This is a genomic window from Gilliamella sp. B3023 (assembly GCF_026536845.1).
GTDB classification, from domain to species: Bacteria; Pseudomonadota; Gammaproteobacteria; order Enterobacterales; family Orbaceae; genus Gilliamella; species Gilliamella apicola_E.
Window position 1 is genome coordinate 1 of the sequence record NZ_JAFNNH010000007.1, and the last position, 19908, is coordinate 19908.

The following is a 19908-nucleotide window of genomic DNA, read 5'->3' on the forward strand; positions in this document are numbered from 1 at the left end:
CCTCAAAAACCCCGCTCCTCAACTTTTTTTGCGATAAAATCGCCTCAAAAATAAACCCGCCGAGGCGGGTAATTGAAGTCTCGCTAAGTCACAAAATCGATTTTTTATAGCTCAGCAACATTGAAAGTCAGCTTACTTTTAGTAACTTAATATTATCTTTCCCCACCCTACCCTAAGAATTAAGGTCGAAGAAATAAATACTAAGGATAGGCACAAAGCCCGTAGTCGTTGTTGCTCGACCTCGCATCACCGTAGATTGTACGCACGCTAAACTGGTGACCACTATTATACTGGTCGCTAGTCAAGTAATAACCATCGAGGAAGCCAGCACCAGAATACTGGGGCATAGTGCCCCACTCCGTAAAAAAGCCAGAACCTATATGACGCATAATATGATTACCAGGTGAGGAAGGAGTGGCGCCAGGGATAACTACACTAGATGAAAGAGAAGCGTTGGTTAAATCCTTTACCTTAACAAGACGATAACCAATACTATCACACCAAGATAAAATATTAGAATAATTGTCCCTCTTCGCACCACGATGAACAAACCACTGCTTCAAAGTAAAACCATATTTAATAACTGGATTACCATTATTGTCACGACCAACCAACTCGAATGTCTGAGGCAGAGAAGGAGTAGAAACACTGTCAGGACTAGATGAACTATGCTGGGATGTAGTAGCGTAAGGACCAATTAAAGTAACGCGTACGCTTGTAGCAGTAGAATTAGTCATGGTAGCAGTGATACCACCACGAGAAACAAGAGACCAATACAAAGGTTGATTAACACCACCAATGAGTAAATCAAAGTACAGATTGTTAGCACCAGTAGTAGGAAAGTTTCTACCGTAAGAGGATGGACCAGTTGACTGAGGAATAAAACCATCATAAGGGTCCCACATCGAGGCCGGCCCAGCATAAGGACCTGAAGCGAACACCGTATTAGGTCTGGCAAAACAAACTACAGGTGTAACCTTAGGATTAATGTAATAAGTCACAATACTGGCACTGAAATTACTACGATTAGGAACTCCGTAACGAGTAGATAATGTGCCGTCAGTACTGGATAATGTAACACGATAAGGTGCGTTACAAACTGTTAGCACACTACTACGTGATACAGCTTGATTGTATTTATCAACGATAGATAAACTTAAAGAACCTGTAGCTGTAACACCAGAATCACCATCATCATCCCCCCAATAATTATAAGGAGGACCGATAAGAGAACTTAAAGCGACTGAATTAGTATCAGTGGGAACCAGCATACCAATATCAGCAAAACTCTCACCGGCAGTAGACAACTCAATTGGTCTTGAAGAAGATGAAGTATTGTTTGAAGGTGTGTATCTTGAGCCATTAGATAAAGTAATCCCAAGCAGATCGTTAGTATTAACCACACGAGTACGACCACCGTCGAAAGTCAAATACGGCGCACTACCCTCAATATGATTTTTTGTCGTCTGTGAAGTCAATGCATGACAGGAAAAAGAAAGAAAAAACACCACGAATAGATCTAAATGGATCCGTCGGGATAATTGTAGAAGATATAAGGATCTAAAAAACCATCGAGAAAAGGATCGCGCGAAAATTCGCAGAATTTCACTTGATTGATTAGAAAAATAAGCGTCAGTGAAAAATTTAAGTTGGGAGCTGGACTTAGACGAATTTAAATTATAGGTTGGCCATGTTGCCTGTTGCCTGTTGCCTGTTGAAAATTATAATGCATTTTAGACTGCCCTGTCAAGTAATTTTTTGATTTATTTGCACTTTTGTACTTTTTTATCAAATTTTAGCTTCTTTGCTAAAATTGTTAAAAAAGTATAGTGATTGGAAAAACACGATGCAACACTTTTTTTCACTCAATTGCGTTAACTTTCGTAAAGATGATCTAAAAAGGATCTAGGCGACATTTAGTTAATTACTGTTTTAATTAAATATATTATCATTACAAATCTTTAAAAAATTAAGGTTATTGATCCTCAAAAATTTTATTTTAGTGTTTAAAATCGTGATTGTGATCATTTAAACGTTTTTAAGTAAAATTTAGAACCTCAAAAACCCCACTCCTCAACTTTTTAAGAAACGGGATATTATCTGCACTGAATAAACTGACTGGCATTGATTGATTCGAAAATTATATTTTATTAACTACCTACTCGGCATGAACCATGTGATGCGACTTCGTTTGGTTGGGCTTTTATTTCTAAACTGCCTACTCGGCATGAACCAAACAGCAATCGAACAGAGAACTTGTTATCATTTTCTAAACTGCCTACTCGGCATGAACCTAATTATTTTTGATTTGGTACTTTACATTTTATTTCTAAACTGCCTACTCGGCATGAACCTTTATCTTGTTTCGCTTGCATATTTTTCAAAGTTTCTAAACTGCCTACTCGGCATGAACCAAAACTGTTGCAATCAGCTAATGAAATACGATTTTCTAAACTGCCTACTCGGCATGAACCATAAATATAAATTGGCGGTACCCGGGCCGCGTTTTCTAAACTGCCTACTCGGCATGAACCGATGACGCAATGAATGGTGCATTATCGCCATTTTTCTAAACTGCCTACTCGGCATGAACCCGATCCAAGAAAAGCGGCCAGATCACTATATTTTTCTAAACTGCCTACTCGGCATGAACCTAGAACAAGATATACTATAATCATTGTTTGCAAAAAGGCAAAGGGCATTTGGAGTTTTAAAAACCCTTTTTTTTGATATCTTTTTAACATTATGATTTTTAATTATTTTATTTTTTGATTAAAAAAAGGGTTATAAAAATAATATTTTTTGGGGTTTAGAAAACCCCGCTCCTCAACTTTTTTATCAAAAAATCATCCATTTTACAAAACCCGCTTTCCCTTTGTTTGCTGTTTTTTAGCTGTTATAATCGATTTATCTTTTCATTTTAGGGCAAATAGTTATGTATATTATTTATGGAATTAAGAATTGTGATACCATGAAAAAAGCATTTACGTGGCTCAATGATCATCAAGTCAATTACCAATTTCATAATTATAAAACCGATGGTTTGTCGGTTGAGTTGTTAAGTGATTTATTAAAACTTGTTGATTGGCAGAGTTTGTTAAATACTCGTGGTACGACTTGGCGTAAGCTTGACGAGACAGTACGTAATCAAGTTGATAATCAAGATGCCGCTATCAAGATTATGTTAGCTAATCCTTCTATTTTAAAGCGTCCACTACTTGTTGATGGTAAGAGGGCTTTGTTGGGATTTTCTGACGAGAGCTATTCGCAATTTGTTAAACCTAAATCATAAGATCGAGATCACCATGACTGAACCTGTTATTGCACTAACCAAAGCATTGATTGCTGAAAGATCAATAAGCCCCGATGATAAGAACTGCCAGCAGATGATTATCGATCGTCTAAAGCCGTTAGGCTTTGTGATTGAAGAGGTCAATATTGGTAAGACGAAAAACCTTTGGGCTTACCATGGTAGTGGTAAAACCTTGATGTTTGCCGGCCATACTGATGTGGTGCCAGCCGGTGATGAGAGTAAATGGTGTTACCCGCCTTTTGAACCAACTATTGATGAAAACGGTATCTTGTACGGTCGTGGCGCTGCCGATATGAAAAGTGGCGTAGCGGCTATGGTTTGTGCCGCTGAGACATTTGTTAAAAAATATCCTGACCATACTGGTCGGATCGCGTTTTTGCTGACTTCCGATGAGGAAGCAGATGCAACCGATGGCACGGTAAAAGTGGTTGATTTGCTGATTAAACGTCAAGAACAGATCGATTACTGTATTGTTGGTGAGCCTTCAAGTGATAGTGTTCTTGGTGATCAGATTAAGAATGGTCGTCGTGGCTCTTTGACAGCCAATTTAGTGGTACATGGTATTCAGGGACATGTTGCTTATCCTCATCTTGCTGATAATCCGGTGCATAAATTTGCGCCTGCTTTAAATGAACTGGTAACGACGGTTTGGGATAATGGTAATGAATATTTTCCACAAACGACAATGCAAATAGCCAATATTAATGGTGGTACCGGCGCTGAAAATGTGGTTCCTGGTGATTTGTCAGTGCAATTTAATTTTCGTTATAGCAGTGAGTTAACCGATGAGATGATTAAAGCAAAAGTCGAGGCGATTTTGCAAAAACATCATTTAAACTATACGTTAAATTGGCGTTTGTCCGGCCATCCATTTTTAACACCACAAGGCGAGCTAACTGATGCAGCAGCAAGTGCAATTAAGGCCTTTACACAAATTGATACCAAATTATCAACCAGTGGCGGAACATCCGACGGGCGTTTTATTGCTAAGTTAGGTTGTCAGGTAATTGAGCTTGGTGTGTTAAATAAAACTATTCATAAAGTGAATGAAAATGTAAATTGCCAAGATGTCATTACATTACAAGCTATCTATATCGATATTTTAGAAAAGTTACTATAGATTTTAATATGAGATCATGCTTTGTGCTAAAAACTCAAGGGGATTTAAATGGAGTGGCTTAAAGATTATTGGTGGGTGATTCTTATTATTTTGGTGGGGATCTTTATTAATACAATTAAAGCACTGAATAAACTAAGCTATAAGCACTATTTAGAAAAAAAGAAAGGGATAAAACCTATCCCTTATTCTGATGATGAGGACGACGATTGGCCAAGTCGTCCTAAGCAAAAATAAATTATCGAAAGTCCTGACTTTTACTTGCAAAAATAGCTTGGTGACGATAGCGATCAACCCACATCGCTGTCGCGCCACAAACCGCAATTGGCATAATAATTAAATTCAATAATGGCACCATGGTAAAGAAGCTGATTAACATACCAAATAGCAGATTGTCAGCGCGATCTTGTCTTAATAATTGGCGCATACGCTCAAAAGAGATTTTGTGGTTATCAAAGGCATAATCCGCATATTGGATGTTAATCTGCCAAGCGGTAAATAAAAACCACACTATCGGAGTAACCGATTGCCCGATGATGGGAATCAAGTAGGTTAGCAATATCGGAATCGCCCATAATAAATAATAGCCAAATTTTTGTAACTCGCGCTTTAAGATGCGAGGTAAGTCTTTTATTAAACTCAACCAAGAGGTATCAGGCGCAGGTACACCGGTGAGCTGTGCTTCTACCTGTTCGGCCAGCAGACCATTGAAAGGCGCAGCTATAACGTTGGTTATCGTACTGAAAAAATAACAAAATAAAATTGTTAAAGTTAAAATGACAATAGCACTAATGATGTAGCCCAACCAGTGCAACCAACTTGGCATAAACGATAAGCCCCAATCCACCATGCCAGTGATTGAAACAAAAAACCAATAAAATAGCGCTGACATAATAACGATATTAGCCAGCAACGGTAAAAATACAAAGCGTTTTAAACCAGGACTAAATGCTAAAGACCAGCCTTGGAAAAAGTATTCTATACCTGATTTAGAATTGGAATGTTGTGATTTATTTTCTAACACAATAGGATCCTTTTATTTAAAATCGGCGTCATTTTAAACGTAGTTTTCATCTGACGGCAACTGACTTTTCATTTTTTGATCGTAAATTAGCTGATCTTTATTTGGTCAGTTTGATAATTTTTCAAGCCATGTTTTTACTTCTTGTTTGATAGCTTGGATCATCTCATTTCGACTTGGTAGTTTATTTATCGATTCACTACTTTGTAATAATAGTGAAGGTATTTTACCATTTGTTGCCTGTTTTAGACGACACAGTGCCGGATAAGTTGCTTCAAACGGTCGATGATAATTACAAAATCCTTGCAGATCCTGAAGATCTTGATGAGTTAACGCCTGCTGATCATCAATGGTGATAAGTTGACTGAAAGGTAAATCGATAATGGCATTAAGCCAATAGCTATTACGCCTTAAATTTTCCGCTAAACGTTGGCTTAGTTCATAACCTTGCTGAGTGATGGGTTTGATTGCCATCATTGAATAACTACCAGAATTGGCTTGTTTATGGCTGGCAATATGGACTAAGGTAAAGCCACAATTATGCCAAAATTGATAATTAACGGCGCTGTAAGCAAAACTGACAGAGACAAAATCGTTGTGATTTTTCATTGCTTGTTGATAGATATGTTCGACCAACTTCAGGGCAATATGTTGACGTCGATAAGGCTCTATAACCGCAATACGGTTAATTCTGACCGATTTTAGTTTTGCCGCTAGTTTATCACCAGCATGTGCAACCAATGATTGCGCGACAAGATTGCCTTTTGGTCGGCGTGTGCCTTTCCAAACGGCATCGATTAAGTCATCAGTCAAATTACCTTCATCAATCGTAATTGCGCCAGCAATAAGTTGATCACCTTTTTTGGCCTGCCAAACAGCTAAGTTTTGTGCATCAAATAGTCGTCTTAAATCAACTAAGGTTGTTTGATAATGAGCCGTTTTTAATAAATTGTAGATAGACTTAAGTAGGTCGATATCTGTTCTTTCGTTAAGCGAATAGACCGTAGCCTGCTCATTGGTTTGCGATTTTATCACGCCATTAAGCAATAAGTTATCGCAAAGTTGTTCGAGTTGATCGTTATCTTGCCAACGAATAGGCGAATTAAGATAAAATCGCTGGCAAATTTGCCTGTCCAGTAATTTTAATAAAAACCCCTGCCCTGTTCCTTCGTAACCTTCTACCGTTGTGATCAATAGGATTTTAGTCGATGGTGACAGCTTTAGCAGTTGCTCCAACATTGGCAATGGGATCATCGCCGCTTCATCAATGATCAACCACTCAGGAAATGGATGATCGACCATTTCAATTAGTTGATCTGGCGCATAAAACGGTGTTCCTGGTTTAGCAAACTGAAAAAAAGTCGTTAGCGCACTTTTATTCGGTGCTGTTACCCAGCATTCATGATAATGAGTAAATTGCCCAGCTAATGCTGATTTACCGCGCCCTCGTTTAGCCATTAAGATATTTAAACGACTATTGCTTTTTAGGAGTTGGTTCAGCACTAACTGTTGCTCGGTTAAATCCTTTTGCCCATCATCCTGCTGCGTAAACTCTGGTGGCTTTTCTGTGGCAAATTTTGATAAGGTTTGTTGTAAATGTTGAACAAAATTGGGCACACGAATCGGCTTTGTAGATTCATTCCAACGCAAACTATCTTGGTCCATCCAATTGGTCAAATCATCTGGCAGTAATAAAATTAGCACACTACCTTTGATTAAAGTGCCGGCTAGCATCGCAAAAGCATCTAAATTAAAACCTTCTGTGGCATCGAAAATAGCATGTTTAAACTCTTTGCCAAGTAATGATTTGGTTTGATTGGGATGAATATGATGGCTAATCGCTTCGGGCAAATCTGTTTTTGTGGTAACTGTAAGCCAATCGCCCGGGTGCTGTTGAATAATAGCGCTGACTTGATTAAATAATTGGGGATGCGAACCGTTTAACACCCATAGCTTTCTGGTGCTATTAATCATTGATTAACTTTTTCCAATCAATAAGGATAAAATTCCTGCTGCAATCAATGGACCAACCGGTATCCCTTTGAAAAAGGCAACACCAATAAGTGTACCAATAATTAAGCCATTAATTATAGTTGGATGAGCACCAATTAAGGATATGCCACGCGTACCTAACCATGAGACTAATATGCCAACTAAAATAGCCAGTAACGATTGCCAGGTGGTGAATGATTTTACAATATCGGTAATTTTTAACGAGCCATCCGCTAAAGGCACCATCATAGCCGCCGTTAAAATGACAATGCCAATGGTTAATCCATATTGATTTAAGAACGGAAAATAGGTTGCTAGCGGTGTTAATTTGAATAACAACAGTAGCAATACTGCAAAGGTCACTGTGTTATTATGCGTGATATAACACAGTGCAGCTAAACCTAATAATAAAAAAAAGGAGATATCAAATTGGGCAAACATTAAAGTGGAACACCAATACGTTTGGCTACCTCTTCGTAGGCCTCAATCACACCACCTAAACCTTGACGGAAGCGATCTTTATCCATTTTTTTCAAGGTCTCTTTTTCCCATAAACGGCAACCATCTGGTGAAAACTCATCGCCTAATGTGATTTCGCCATGAAATAGACCAAACTCTAATTTATAATCAACTAAAATTAATCCGGCTTTATCAAAAAGCTCCGTTAGCACGGTATTGATTTTAAAGCTAAGTTCCTTCATTGTTGCTAACTGCTCATCCGTTGCCCAGCCAAATGCTTTACAGTGTGACTCATTGACCATAGGGTCATGCAGAGCATCATTTTTTAAGAAAAGTTCAAATGTTGGAGGATTAAGGATTTTGCCTTCTTCAACGCCTAAACGTTTTACTAATGAACCAGCAGCTCGATTACGAACGACGCATTCAACTGGCACCATATCAAGTTTTTTAACTAAAACTTCATTATCTGATAATAGGGCTTCAACTTGAGTTGGAATACCTGCTTCACGTAACTTGGTCATAATAAAATAGTTAAATTTATTATTGACCATCCCCTTTCGATCTAACTGCTCAATGCGCAGTCCATCAAATGCCGAGGTGTCGTTACGAAATTCAAGGATTAATAGATCTGGGTTGTCAGTGGTGTAAACCGTTTTTGCTTTACCACGATAAAGCTCAGCCAACTTTTTCATGTTTATAACCTTATATCAAATTGCCAATAAATAATTAAGGAGCTATTCGCCCCTTAATTTCAAATCAAGTACCTTGCTGTTATAAGTGTTCGCTATAAACCGTATTTATAAACTGTAGTCATAAACTTTAGTTATAAACTGTAATTATAAACATTCATTTATATAGCAAAGGTAAGTTACTCCGCTATTGGGTTAAAATCGGCTTTACGCGGTTTTAACTCATTTAGATGAAAGATTATCTAATCGTTAAATTAGCGATCATTTCTGATGCTATCTCTGATACTGTCTTTAAGATCTTCTTTCAGCTCTTTATTTGTATCTGACTCTTTTTCATCTGTTTTAACCGGCACAGTTCGTAGCGATTCAGGTGCGACATCATCCATTATTTGATTAAATAATCCAACTACATAACGCTGAACTTCGATCGGTTGTGACATAAGATTTTCACCACTACGCGTTAATGAACTTAATACGATAGTGATAGTTTCTGTTGCGCCTAAATTTTGGCGGGTAAAGACAAAAGAAGCCTCAACCGGTTGTTGTTCATCTTGGCGGGAAATAATTGCATTATTTGTTTTAATGGTTTTACTATCGCTTGAACTAACCAGTATATTTTGTTTATTCAACGTATTTGGAATATTATTCCATACACCATAACTAACTGGCACGTTAAAGGTAACAGTGTTTTGTTCATGATGTACAAAAGATTCTGGGATAGTTGCAATAGCTAATGTTGGTGGACGAATATCAAGTTGTTTACCAACGGCACCATCAATTTTGTTGTTGTCCACATAAAAATCACCAGATTCAACTGGAACAGAAACACCTTCAGGAATAATTAACGCTTTTAAAGCGGGCGAATTGAGGTAATCTTCATTGCCATCAACCTCTCGTTTATAACTTTGATCGCTACTACATCCAACCATAAACATCGATGTAATAACCGATAAAACAGCTAGTTTTTTAAAGGCATTGCTTTTCAATTCAGTTTTATTCAACATAGATTTCTGCTTTTAAGTAAGGTTATAGTCAATTTTAAATTAATTTAGCATCTTTTAATGCTTGTTCAACTACAGGAATAGAAGCATCACTCAATGGCACTAATGGTAAACGTATAGTACCGTTTGCCATTAAACCTAAACGAGTACACGCCCATTTTGCTGGCGTTGGGTTTGGTTCAATAAATAGATGAGTATGAAGACCCATTAAAGTATCGTTTAACGTGCGTGCTTGTTGGATTTGGTTATTAAATGCCAATTCACAAACGGTTGCAACTTGTTTCGCTGCTACGTTAGCGGTTACCGAGATAACACCATCACCACCTAAAATGATAAAGTCTAAGAAAGTCGCATCATCACCACTTAATAGCTTAAAATCTTCGCCAACTAATTTACGAGTTTTGTAAACGCGAGACAGATCACCCGTTGCATCTTTTAACGCAACAATGTTTTTAATTTTAGCTAATCGACCGACAGTTTCTGGTTTAATGTCACTGCAAGTACGACCAGGAACATTATAAATAATTTGAGGTAATGGAGAACTTTCTGCAATAGCTTTGAAGTGTTGGTATAAACCTTCTTGCGTTGGTTTATTGTAGTAAGGCGCTACCGTTAAGCAACCTACTACACCGATATTTTCAACTTGACGAGTTAATTCGATCGCTTCTTTGGTGGCATTTGAACCTGTGCCAGCAATAATATCAATTCGACCATCTGCATAATCAATAGTGCGTTTAATAACATCAATGTGCTCATGATGATCAAGCGTTGCTGATTCGCCAGTAGTTCCTACTGATACAATAGCAGATGTGCCATTTTCAATATGATATTCGACCATTTTTTTTAGGCTTACATGGTCCACATTTCCTTTCGTATCCATTGGAGTAACAAGTGCGACCAGACTTCCTGTAAACATAAAGCGACCTCTCATATTCTGTGTTTATAAAACAACTTAAAGATTAAAAAAACTGCGAATAAGTATGCGATATTTCTTATTTAAATTCAACTTTTGTTATGCAGGATTATCAATATCGATAAAAATAGTTTCTAAGCCATGGTTAGTCGATAACCATTCTCCTAATGTTTTTATACCATATCGCTCTGTGGCATGATGTCCGCAAGCATAAAAATTGATACCGTATTCACGGGCAATGTGAATGGTTCGTTCTGATACTTCTCCAGTAAAAAAAGCATCAAAGCCTTGCTGAGCAGCCGTTTCAATATAATCCTGACCACCACCACTACACCATGCAACTCGCTTAATCACTGCTGGGGCATTATCACCACAAAATAAAACTGAATGGCGACCATTATGTAGCTTCTGTTCAAGTAGCTGTTTAAATTCAATTGCGGTTAACGGATTCGCTAACGTGCCTTTAAAAAGCAAATCGGTAATATCATCACGCGCATCAACCGTAATATCAAACATTTGCCCAAGCAACACATTATTACCCAATACTGGATGACCATCTAATGGAAGATGATAACTATATAAATTGATATCATGGCTAAGTAACGTCTTCATTCGATGATACTTTATGCCAGTAATTGTCTCTGGCTCATTTTTCCAAAAATAGCCATGATGAACAAGAATCGCATCAGCATTTAGCTCGACCGCTTTATCTAACAATAACTGACAAGCCGTTACCCCTGTCACAATTTTGCTAATCTCCGGTCGACCTTGAACTTGCAAACCATTTGGCGCATAGTCACGATATCGTGTCACTTGCAGATGTGTATCAATGATGTGTTGAAGTTCGAAATTATGCACAATGCCCTCGCAAACCTTAGAATTAAACTAAAACAGTCTTAACAAAATGCTTAAGATAAAAACTTTTCGCCCTTTTGTTTGGCGCTAATTATAGTCGCTTTCTCGCAATATCTCACCCGATATTATGATTAATTAAACAATTATTTTAAGTTTTTTACCATCCTGCTTATTCAAGATTAAGTCTCAAATTTAATCACTTACTTGACTAGTTTAGATTTCGGGACAACATGCTTAATATAGATTTAACGCACAGTAGTAAAATTTGTAGCAAAGCAAAATAGGATAAGTAAGAGGCAAATAACGTCTATAGAGAATAAAACTTAAGAGGATTACCTCGTCATACTAAGTTAAAAACTTAATTGATTTAAGTAGGTAAAACTAGGCGAAAAAAGTAAAAACTGGCATAATACCTCTCATTTTAGATAGATAAGACTAACTATTGTGCCAAAACTTTGTGAACGCTTTCGAGGATTTTATCCCGTGGTTATCGATATAGAAACCTCCGGATTTGATCCAAAACTCAATGCTATTTTAGAAATCGCAGCCATTACGCTTAAAATGACAGATGACGGCTGGCTCGAGCCTGATAAAACATTGCAATTTAATGTCAATCCCTTTGCCGATGCTATTTTAGAGCCAACAGCGTTAGCTTTTAACGGCATTGATCCCAATAATCCGTTACGAGGCGCGGTTGATGAGAAAGAGGCAATTGAGGCAATCTTTAAATTAGTTCGCACCGGAATCAAAGCCAATGACTGTACCCGTGCTGTAATAGTGGCACATAATGCGCATTTTGATCACAGTTTTTTGATGACTGCGGCTGAAAGAGTGGGTATTAAACGCAACCCTTTCCACCCTTTTGCGACTTTTGATACGGCATCACTTTGTGGTTTAGTCTTTGGGCAAACAGTTCTGGCTAAAGCCTGCGAAACGGCAAATATCCCGTTCGATCATAAACAAGCACATTCAGCTCTTTATGATACCGAAAAGACGGCTATTTTATTTTGTGAAATCGTTAACCGTTTTAAACGATTAGGTGGCTGGCCTTTAGTCGAGCCGAAAACAGAAGAATAGTCAAAATATAAAAAATATAAAAAAAAGAGAGCTTAGCGCTCTCTTTCTCAACATTATTATTTATGATTTTCTGCCGTCTCTTTGATCAAGGTTTGTAGTTCACCTGTTTGAAACATCTCTAACATAATATCACAACCACCAATCAACTCCCCTTCAACCCAAAGTTGTGGAAAGGTCGGCCAGTTAGCAAATTTTGGCAATTCAGCACGAATATCTGGATTTTGTAAAATATCAACATACGCAAACGGCACACCACATTGCGATAACACCTGCACAGCTTGAGCTGAAAAACCACAACTTGGCAATTTTGGCGAACCTTTCATATAAAGAATAATCGGATTTTCGGCAATTTGGCGTTTAATCTTATCAAGCGTTGTCAATTCGGTTGTCATTAGGTTTGTCCTTTAATTTGCGATAAAAAATAAAGTTAGTTATTTTAACGTAGAAAGTTAACTAGGTTATATAGATTTCAGCTTTCACTCTAATAGATAAATTAGATATTTCAGATTGAGGGGGATTTTTAATAAAAATGATAATTCAAAAACCCCGCTCCTCAACTTTTTAAGAAACGGGATATTATCTGCACTGAATAAACGGACTGGTATTGATTGATTCGAAAATTTTATTTTATAAACTGCCTACACGGCATGAACCGTTTATCAGTTGGAAACAACGGACCCGGTAATTTTCTAAACTGCCTACACGGCATAAACCCCTTACCATTTGTTAGTTCTGATATGAAAGATTTTCTAAACTGCCTACACGGCATAAACCAGGGTGTTGGTACGGTTTCTTCGAATGGCACATTTCTAAACTGCCTACACGGCATAAACCTTACATTACATCCACTTCCTGCCCTCATTTGATTTCTAAACTGCCTACACGGCATAAACCTAGAACAAGACATACTATAATCATTGTTTGCAAAAAGGCAAAGGGCATTTGGAGTTTTAAAAAACCTTTTTTTAAATATTTTTTTAACGTTATGATTTTTAATTATTTTATTTTTTGATTAAAAAAAGGGTTATAAAAATAATATTTTTGGGGGCTTAGAAAACCCCGTTCCTCAACTTTTTTGCGATAAAACACCTCAAAAATAAACCCGCCTAAGCGGGTTATTCAAACGTCGCTAAGCCACAAAATCGCTTTTTATGGCTAAACGACGTTGACTCGTAGCTTACTTTTAATCACTTAATACTATTTTTATCACTCCAACCCCCGACCTAAAGATTAAGGATGAAGAAATAAGAACTAAGGATAAGTACAAAGTCCGCCGTTATTTGCGTCATTTTGGTACGAATTCACATAACCGTTGAGTGCGTACACAATAAAATTGCGATTAGCATCCAGATCACTAGTCCAATAGTAAGCACTTATGAAGTCAGCTCCTGAGTAATCGTCCATTTTGCCCCACTCCGTGAAAAAACCTGAACCAATGCGACGCTGATAATGATTGCCCGATGACGAAGGGATTGCGCCCATACGATGATTTGAATTAGTTAAATCACTTACGCGTGATACGCGATAACCTAAATTGTTACACCAAAAGGCAAGATCAGGATAAAAGTCCTCATAGCCAGTACCACGGTTAACGAACCACTGCTTTAGCGTAAAACCATATTTAACAATTGCATTACCTTGACTATCGCGACCGACTAATTCAAAGGTCAGAGGTAAAGGTGGCTTAGGTATTGGACCTGGAAAGCCAGAATCTTGTTGGGACTCAGTGGCGAAAGGACCTGTTAATGTAACTCGAACACCTGTACTTGTGGAATTGCTCATAGTAGCGGTTATCCCTCCCTGAGAAACAGGAGACCAAGACAATACCTGATTACTATCCGAAATGACTAAATCGAAGTACAAACCATGAGCACCAGTAGTCGGAAAGTTTAAACCGTAAGATGATTGAGGAAGAAAACCATTATCCGGGTCCCAAATCGAAGAAGGACCGCTAAAATCTAGTGGCCAATTATTCTCCTTGTTCTTACCATACAATAGGTTAGGCCTTGCAAAACAAACCGTTGGCGATGGATTAGGATTGATATAATAGGTCACATTACTTGCACTAAAGCTACTATGACTTGGAAGACCATAACGTGTGCTTAATATACCATCTGTATTGGTTAATTTTACTTGATAAGGTGCATTACAGATTTTTGGTACTGCATTACGTGATACTGATTGCCCATTTTTATCGACGATAGATAAATTTAAAGAGCCGGTCGCACTGATATCTCCATCACCATCATCATCTCCCCAATAATTATAAGGCGGACCGATAAGAGAACTTAAAGCGACTGAATTAGTATCAGTAGGAACCAACATACCTATATCGGCAAAACTCTGACCTGCAACGGGCAAGACGATTGGTGCTGAAGTAGATGAAGGATTGGTTGAAGGCGTATATTGTGTACCGTTAGATAATGTAATACCAAGCAGACCGTCAGTGTTTGTCACTCTTGTATAACCACCATCAAACGTTAAATACGGAGCATTTCCGTGAATCAGATTTGAGGTTTTAGAGGTTAATGCATAGCTGGAATAAAAAGGTATTAACAAAAAGCTTAGCGGTAAAAAGATCAGTCGGAATAATTTAGATCCGAGAGATGATCGGATTGATCCAAATGGCGATCGAAGTAACGATAGACGCAACGATCGACTACGCGATCTTAAATTTTCGTCGATTAATAAACTGGAGTGAAAAAAAAGAGGTTGAGAGTTTAAATTAGGCGAATTTAAATTATAGGTTGGCCAAGTTGCCTGTTGCCTGTTGAAAATTATAATGCATTTAGACTACCTTGTCAATTAAATTTATGATTTATTTGCAATTTTATATTTATTGCTGATTTTTAGCTACTCAGCTAAAATGATCTCAAAGTATAGTGACCCGAAAAATATAACGCAATATTTTTTGCGTTTAAGATCGTTAATCTTTGTAAAGAGGATCAGGAAAGATCTAAAGATAATCATTAGATAAACTATTTGCTATTTGATCAATATCAAATTTATCACTCACTAAAAACCCTCATTTTTAACCCTATAAAAGTTTTATTTAGGGCGGATTTAACCCCCCAAAAACCCGTTCCTCAACTTTTTAAGAAACGGGATATTATCTGCATTGAATAAACTGACTTGAGTTGATTGATTCGAAAATTATATTTTATTAACTGCCTACACGGCATAAACCCATAAAAATATTTATTTTCCCGAGGCAGAACTTTTCTAAACTGCCTACACGGCATAAACCTAAAATTGACTAGTTCACCTACCTCATAAATATTTCTAAACTGCCTACACGGCATAAACCCGATCAAACGTTGTTTAGGTGTGCCAACGATATTTCTAAACTGCCTACACGGCATAAACCTTTTCCGCGCGTACCTTTGTGCGTACCTCTTTTTTCTAAACTGCCTACACGGCATAAACCCAGGTCGTTCACCTAATGGACGCAATGCAAATTTTCTAAACTGCCTACACGGCATAAACCTAGAACAAGACATACTATAATCGTTGTTTGCAAAAAGGCAAAGGGCATTTGGAGTTTTAAAAACCCTTTTTTTTAATACCTTTTTAATATTATGATTTTTAATTATTTTATTTTTGATTAAAAAAAGAGTTATAAAAATAATATTTTTTGGAGATTAAAAAACCCCGCTCCTCAACTTTTTTAAAATCTAGTCGCTATTTTCGACTGCGTTATAAGAAAAAAGTATAACTATATATAAATATATTATTTAACCGTCATAGAAAGATTTTATATTATAATCTCCAACTTCATAATTTTAATATATAAAAAACAATGCATAAACTAGCCAATCGACTCGATCACTTTTCCGATTCGGTTATCCGTCGGATGACTCGGATCGCTAATCAATATCAAGCTATCAATTTGTCACAGGGGTTTCCAGATTTTGATCCGCCGAAACCTTTAATCGATGCGTTAAAACAAGCTGCCGATTGTGGTCCTCATCAATATGAGATCACTTGGGGTTCGGCTGAGTTTCGGCGTCTGTTAGCTAAAAAGCAACAAAAGTTAATGCAAATTGATATCAACCCAGAGGAAAACGTGTTGGTAACTTGTGGTAGTACCGAGGCGATGATGTGTGCGGTAATGACGGTTTGTAATCCAAAAGATAAAGTTATTATCTTTTCGCCGTTTTATGAGAATTACGGAGCGGACGCCATTCTTTCTGATGCCACCCCAATTTATGTACCTTTGATCCCGCCGACATTTGAATTTGATAAACAGCAACTTCGTGAAGCGTTTGAGCAAGGCGCTAAGGCGCTGATTTTATGTAATCCTAGCAATCCTTGTGGCAAGGTATTTACTAAGGATGAGCTTGATTATATAAGTCAATTGGCGATTGAGTTTGATGCCTACCTTATTACCGATGAAGTGTATGAGCATATGGTTTATGCTCCGCATAAACATCTTTATTTGGCAAGTTTTCCAAATATGAAAGAGCGGACTATTTGTTGTAGCTCGTTGTCGAAAACCTATTCGATAACCGGTTGGCGCCTTGGTTATATTATTGCTGATAAAAGGATTATAAATGGTTGTAAGATGATCCATGATTTTCTTACCGTTGGTGCTGCTGCTCCACTACAAAAAGCAGCTTGTGCTGGATTAGCTTTAGGGGATGATTATTATCAACAATTGACCGAAACTTACACTGCTAAGCGCCGTTTATTTTTGAACGGATTAGATGAGTTGGGCCTTGCTTATTATGAGCCTCAAGGTGCGTATTATGTTTTAGTAGATATTTCGGCGTTTAATCCATTTAAGACCGATTTTGAATTTTGCGAATGGTTAATTAAAGAAGTCGGCGTAGCGGCTGTACCGGGGTCGGCCTTTTTTAAACATCCTGAATATCGTTATATTCGTTTCCATTTTGCTAAACAAGAACCAACGCTGATTGCAGCTTTAGAAAGATTATCCAAACTTAAGGAAAAATTATTATGTTTAAAAAATTAATTGTGGCAAGTTTAGTCATTTTAACTTCAGTATTAACTGGCTGTGATAATGCTAAAAAAGAGAATCAAATTACAGTTGGTGTTGCAGCTGGTCCTTATGGCGACATGTTTAAACAAGCTATTGCGCCTGGATTAGAAAAGAAAGGTTACCATATCGAAATTCGTGAATTTAGCGATTATGTTCAACCAAACTTAGCATTAGCAAATAGAGATATTGATGTTAATTTATTTCAACATTTAACTTATCTTAATAATTTTAAGCAAGCGCGTAATTTAGATATTATGGCGATTGGTTTTGTACCAACAGCTGGCGCAGGAATTTATTCAAATAAAATTACTGACTTTTCGCAATTAAAACAAGGCGATCAAGTGACTATTTCAAGTGATGTGACTAACGAAGCTCGCGCTTTACGCATTTTAGAAGCAGCTGGGTTGATTAAGCTTGATCCAAATGTAGATAAAAACAATTTAACCCCTAAAAATATTATCGAAAACCGTTATGGTTTAGAGATTGTGCCAATTGAAGCACCACAAACTCCACGTTCGCTTGACAATGTTGCATTGTCAGTGGTTAATGGTAATTATGCAATTGGTGCGGGTTTAGATCTTTCTAAGGCGCTTTATCATGAAGTGTTAGATAAAGATCATAAAAATGTTATTGCGATTCGCACTGAATCAAAAGATACATTAGGTAAAGACATTATCGACGTGCTTAAATCACCAGAATTTGCTCAAGTAATTAATGATAAAAACGGTATTTTCTATACCTTCCAAAAACCTGATTATCAGTTATTTTAATTATGCAGACTTTAATTCAAGTAAAAGATGTTTCTGTAAGATTTAAAGCCAAAGATCAAGTTGTTGAAGCGGTTAAAAAGGTCTCGTTTGATGTCAATCAAGGCGAGATCTTCGGGATCATTGGTTCGAGCGGTGCGGGAAAAAGTACTTTAGTAAGAACGCTTAATCGGCTTGCTGAACCTTCGTCCGGGCAAGTTATTATTAATGGTGTTGATATTCAAACCTTACGTGGGCGTGAATTGCAAGCGTTTCGTTTTCATGTTGGGATGATTTTTCAGAACTTTAATTTAGCATCATCAAAAACCGTTTATGAAAATATTGCTTTTGTGCTTAAAGCCGCTGGTAAAAAAGGCGATGCGGTTAAAAATAGAGTCAACGAATTGCTTGCTTTAGTTGGGTTAAGTGATAAAGCGAATACCTACCCTGCTGAACTCAGTGGTGGGCAAAAACAACGAGTCGGTATTGCCAGAGCGCTGGCTAATGATGCCAAAATTTTGTTGTGTGATGAAGCCACCAGTGCTTTAGATCCAACTACTACCAGCGCGATTCTTGATTTGTTAAAACAGCTTAATCAAAAATTTGGTTTAACTATTGTTTTAATCACCCATGAAATTGATGTGGTTAAAAAAATCTGCCACCGAGTTGCGGTAATGTCACAAGGTGAAATTGTCGAAATGAATACCACGTTTAACCTTTTTGCCTGCCCTAAACAGCCATTCACACAAGAATTTCTTAATATCGATGAAAATACCCATTTGCCAGATATTATAAAGCAAAATGTGAAAGGTAAATTGGTTCGTTTGCGTTACATTAACGAAAACACTACCCAGCCAATTCTGTATCAATCAGCGATTGAAACCGGTGTGTCATTTAATATTTTGCATGGGTTTATTGAATATTTCGACAATCAAGCTTTAGGTAATTTGGTGATCGAGCTGATTGGTGAATCGACTAATATCCAAAATTTAATCACCAAATTGGCCGATCAAGAAGTCATTATTGAGGAAATAAACTAATGATTAAACTCACCATTAACGAAATAGCGCAAATGTTATGGAAAGCCGCTTACGAGACATTCATTATGGTAAGTTGGTCATTATTAGCTGGTTTGATCTTCGGCACATTAATCGGATTATTGCTGTTTTTAATGTCAAATCAATTCTTCTTTAAAAATAGAATCATAAACAGTATTGCGAATTTTATCGTCAATGCAACCCGTTCAATTCCATTTTTAATTCTGATGGTTACGGTGTTACCTTTAGGCGCGCTGTTGGTTGATACCGCAGTGGGTCCTAAAGCGGTAATTTTACCGCTTTCACTTGCCGCTATTGCATTTTATGCACGGTTAGCCGAAAACGCTTTTAGCCAAATTGATAAAGGCGTGATCGAAGCTGCGGTAGCAAGTGGTGCATCACATATGCGTATTATTTTTGGGATATTGTTTCCTGAGGCAATGGCGCAATTAATACGACACGCAACGGTTACAACTATTTCACTTATCAGCTTTAGCTCAATGGCTGGGGTTGTTGGTGGCGGTGGTATTGGTGATTTGGCGATCAGTTATGGTTATCAACGCTATGTAACCGAGGTGCTTATTTTGTGTATTGTTATTCTTATTTTTATTGTGATGGTGATTCAATACCTCGGTGACAAGTTAGCCAATCACTTTGATAGAAGCTATAAATAGTGAGTAATTTAG

General features: G+C 37.4%; 18 protein-coding genes and 3 CRISPR repeat arrays. Of the genes, 8 read left to right on the forward strand and 10 right to left on the reverse strand.

The annotated features are described in order from the left end of the window. Positions 1 to 200: 200 nt before the first annotated feature. The gene (locus tag J3U16_RS05660) at positions 201 to 1511 is read right to left on the reverse strand and encodes a hypothetical protein (protein ID WP_267338948.1); all 1311 of its coding nucleotides are present in this window, start codon (positions 1509 to 1511) and stop codon (positions 201 to 203) included. 635 nt (positions 1512 to 2146) lie between these two features. Continuing rightward, positions 2147 to 2654: direct repeats of the CRISPR family, unit length 28 nt; unit sequence TTTCTAAACTGCCTACTCGGCATGAACC. Between the two features lie 281 nt (positions 2655 to 2935). Here J3U16_RS05660 and J3U16_RS05665 point away from each other — a divergent pair. Genes J3U16_RS05665 through J3U16_RS05675 form a run of 3 tightly spaced genes read left to right on the forward strand, consistent with a single transcriptional unit; the run spans position 2936 to position 4667 of the window. Then, complete coding sequence (locus J3U16_RS05665; RefSeq protein ID WP_267342614.1) at positions 2936 to 3292, forward strand: ArsC family reductase; 357 nt, start codon at positions 2936 to 2938, stop codon at positions 3290 to 3292. Between the two features lie 13 nt (positions 3293 to 3305). Then, positions 3306 to 4433, forward strand: coding sequence for a succinyl-diaminopimelate desuccinylase (gene dapE / locus J3U16_RS05670; protein ID WP_267342616.1), 1128 nt, complete (start codon positions 3306 to 3308; stop codon positions 4431 to 4433). Between the two features lie 48 nt (positions 4434 to 4481). Continuing rightward, positions 4482 to 4667, forward strand: a complete 186-nt coding sequence (locus J3U16_RS05675) for a YpfN family protein (RefSeq protein WP_065563328.1) — start codon at positions 4482 to 4484, stop codon at positions 4665 to 4667. Between the two features lies 1 nt (position 4668). Here the strand turns inward: J3U16_RS05675 and cysZ are convergent, their stop codons facing one another. From cysZ to J3U16_RS05710, 7 genes are all read right to left on the reverse strand, one after another. Then, positions 4669 to 5454: a sulfate transporter CysZ gene (gene cysZ / locus J3U16_RS05680; RefSeq protein WP_065563329.1), complete on the reverse strand. Its 786-nt coding sequence runs from the start codon at positions 5452 to 5454 to the stop codon at positions 4669 to 4671. Between the two features lie 105 nt (positions 5455 to 5559). Next, positions 5560 to 7425 (reverse strand): tRNA(Met) cytidine acetyltransferase TmcA domain-containing protein, encoded by a 1866-nt coding sequence (locus J3U16_RS05685; protein ID WP_267342617.1) that lies wholly within the window; start codon positions 7423 to 7425, stop codon positions 5560 to 5562. Between the two features lie 3 nt (positions 7426 to 7428). Then, positions 7429 to 7884, reverse strand: coding sequence for a DUF441 domain-containing protein (locus tag J3U16_RS05690; RefSeq protein WP_065563331.1), 456 nt, complete (start codon positions 7882 to 7884; stop codon positions 7429 to 7431). Then, entirely contained in the window at positions 7884 to 8594 is a 711-nt protein-coding gene (gene purC / locus J3U16_RS05695; RefSeq protein ID WP_065733895.1) for a phosphoribosylaminoimidazolesuccinocarboxamide synthase, read from the reverse strand. Before purC ends, J3U16_RS05690 begins: the two co-directional genes overlap by 1 nt. A 251-nt stretch (positions 8595 to 8845) precedes the next feature. Then, complete coding sequence (bamC, locus tag J3U16_RS05700) at positions 8846 to 9595, reverse strand: outer membrane protein assembly factor BamC (RefSeq protein WP_267342618.1); 750 nt, start codon at positions 9593 to 9595, stop codon at positions 8846 to 8848. 34 nt (positions 9596 to 9629) lie between these two features. Next, complete coding sequence (dapA, locus tag J3U16_RS05705; RefSeq protein WP_065563334.1) at positions 9630 to 10508, reverse strand: 4-hydroxy-tetrahydrodipicolinate synthase; 879 nt, start codon at positions 10506 to 10508, stop codon at positions 9630 to 9632. 96 nt (positions 10509 to 10604) lie between these two features. Next, positions 10605 to 11363, reverse strand: coding sequence for a Nif3-like dinuclear metal center hexameric protein (locus J3U16_RS05710; RefSeq protein WP_267339319.1), 759 nt, complete (start codon positions 11361 to 11363; stop codon positions 10605 to 10607). Between the two features lie 426 nt (positions 11364 to 11789). Between J3U16_RS05710 and rnt the strand changes: the two genes are divergently transcribed. Continuing rightward, positions 11790 to 12437, forward strand: a complete 648-nt coding sequence (rnt, locus tag J3U16_RS05715) for a ribonuclease T (protein ID WP_065563336.1) — start codon at positions 11790 to 11792, stop codon at positions 12435 to 12437. Between the two features lie 56 nt (positions 12438 to 12493). On the opposite strand, the gene J3U16_RS05720 is transcribed toward rnt, so the two are convergent. Further along, positions 12494 to 12817 (reverse strand): Grx4 family monothiol glutaredoxin, encoded by a 324-nt coding sequence (locus J3U16_RS05720; RefSeq protein WP_416380745.1) that lies wholly within the window; start codon positions 12815 to 12817, stop codon positions 12494 to 12496. A 246-nt stretch (positions 12818 to 13063) separates the two neighbouring features. After that, positions 13064 to 13331: a CRISPR direct-repeat array (repeat unit 28 nt; unit sequence TTTCTAAACTGCCTACACGGCATAAACC). Between the two features lie 357 nt (positions 13332 to 13688). Continuing rightward, a complete protein-coding gene (locus tag J3U16_RS05725; RefSeq protein ID WP_267342620.1) occupies positions 13689 to 14894 on the reverse strand; it encodes a hypothetical protein in 1206 nt (401 codons plus the stop codon). A gap of 702 nt (positions 14895 to 15596) precedes the next feature. Continuing rightward, positions 15597 to 15924: a CRISPR direct-repeat array (repeat unit 28 nt; unit sequence TTTCTAAACTGCCTACACGGCATAAACC). A 312-nt stretch (positions 15925 to 16236) separates the two neighbouring features. Here J3U16_RS05725 and J3U16_RS05730 point away from each other — a divergent pair. Genes J3U16_RS05730 through J3U16_RS05745 form a run of 4 tightly spaced genes read left to right on the forward strand, consistent with a single transcriptional unit; the run spans position 16237 to position 19896 of the window. Next, entirely contained in the window at positions 16237 to 17412 is a 1176-nt protein-coding gene (locus J3U16_RS05730; protein WP_267342621.1) for a pyridoxal phosphate-dependent aminotransferase, read from the forward strand. Continuing rightward, positions 17397 to 18209, forward strand: coding sequence for a MetQ/NlpA family ABC transporter substrate-binding protein (locus J3U16_RS05735; RefSeq protein WP_065733890.1), 813 nt, complete (start codon positions 17397 to 17399; stop codon positions 18207 to 18209). Before J3U16_RS05730 ends, J3U16_RS05735 begins: the two co-directional genes overlap by 16 nt. A gap of 2 nt (positions 18210 to 18211) precedes the next feature. Further along, positions 18212 to 19225, forward strand: coding sequence for a methionine ABC transporter ATP-binding protein (locus J3U16_RS05740; protein WP_267342622.1), 1014 nt, complete (start codon positions 18212 to 18214; stop codon positions 19223 to 19225). Then, a complete protein-coding gene (locus tag J3U16_RS05745) occupies positions 19225 to 19896 on the forward strand; it encodes a methionine ABC transporter permease (RefSeq protein ID WP_065562588.1) in 672 nt (223 codons plus the stop codon). Before J3U16_RS05740 ends, J3U16_RS05745 begins: the two co-directional genes overlap by 1 nt. The last annotated feature ends 12 nt before the right edge of the window (positions 19897 to 19908 follow it).

Bases quoted from the DNA above. Each gene is read 5' to 3' on its own strand.
- J3U16_RS05665 (WP_267342614.1), top strand. From the start codon at position 2,936: ATGTATATTATTTATGGAATTAAGAATTGTGATACCATGAAAAAAGCA.
- dapE (WP_267342616.1), top strand. From the start codon at position 3,306: ATGACTGAACCTGTTATTGCACTAACCAAAGCATTGATTGCTGAAAGA.
- J3U16_RS05675 (WP_065563328.1), top strand. From the start codon at position 4,482: ATGGAGTGGCTTAAAGATTATTGGTGGGTGATTCTTATTATTTTGGTG.
- J3U16_RS05685 (WP_267342617.1), bottom strand. From the start codon at position 7,425: ATGATTAATAGCACCAGAAAGCTATGGGTGTTAAACGGTTCGCATCCC.
- J3U16_RS05690 (WP_065563331.1), bottom strand. From the start codon at position 7,884: ATGTTTGCCCAATTTGATATCTCCTTTTTTTTATTATTAGGTTTAGCT.
- purC (WP_065733895.1), bottom strand. From the start codon at position 8,594: ATGAAAAAGTTGGCTGAGCTTTATCGTGGTAAAGCAAAAACGGTTTAC.
- bamC (WP_267342618.1), bottom strand. From the start codon at position 9,595: ATGTTGAATAAAACTGAATTGAAAAGCAATGCCTTTAAAAAACTAGCT.
- dapA (WP_065563334.1), bottom strand. From the start codon at position 10,508: ATGTTTACAGGAAGTCTGGTCGCACTTGTTACTCCAATGGATACGAAA.
- J3U16_RS05730 (WP_267342621.1), top strand. From the start codon at position 16,237: ATGCATAAACTAGCCAATCGACTCGATCACTTTTCCGATTCGGTTATC.
- J3U16_RS05735 (WP_065733890.1), top strand. From the start codon at position 17,397: ATGTTTAAAAAATTAATTGTGGCAAGTTTAGTCATTTTAACTTCAGTA.
- J3U16_RS05740 (WP_267342622.1), top strand. From the start codon at position 18,212: ATGCAGACTTTAATTCAAGTAAAAGATGTTTCTGTAAGATTTAAAGCC.
- J3U16_RS05745 (WP_065562588.1), top strand. From the start codon at position 19,225: ATGATTAAACTCACCATTAACGAAATAGCGCAAATGTTATGGAAAGCC.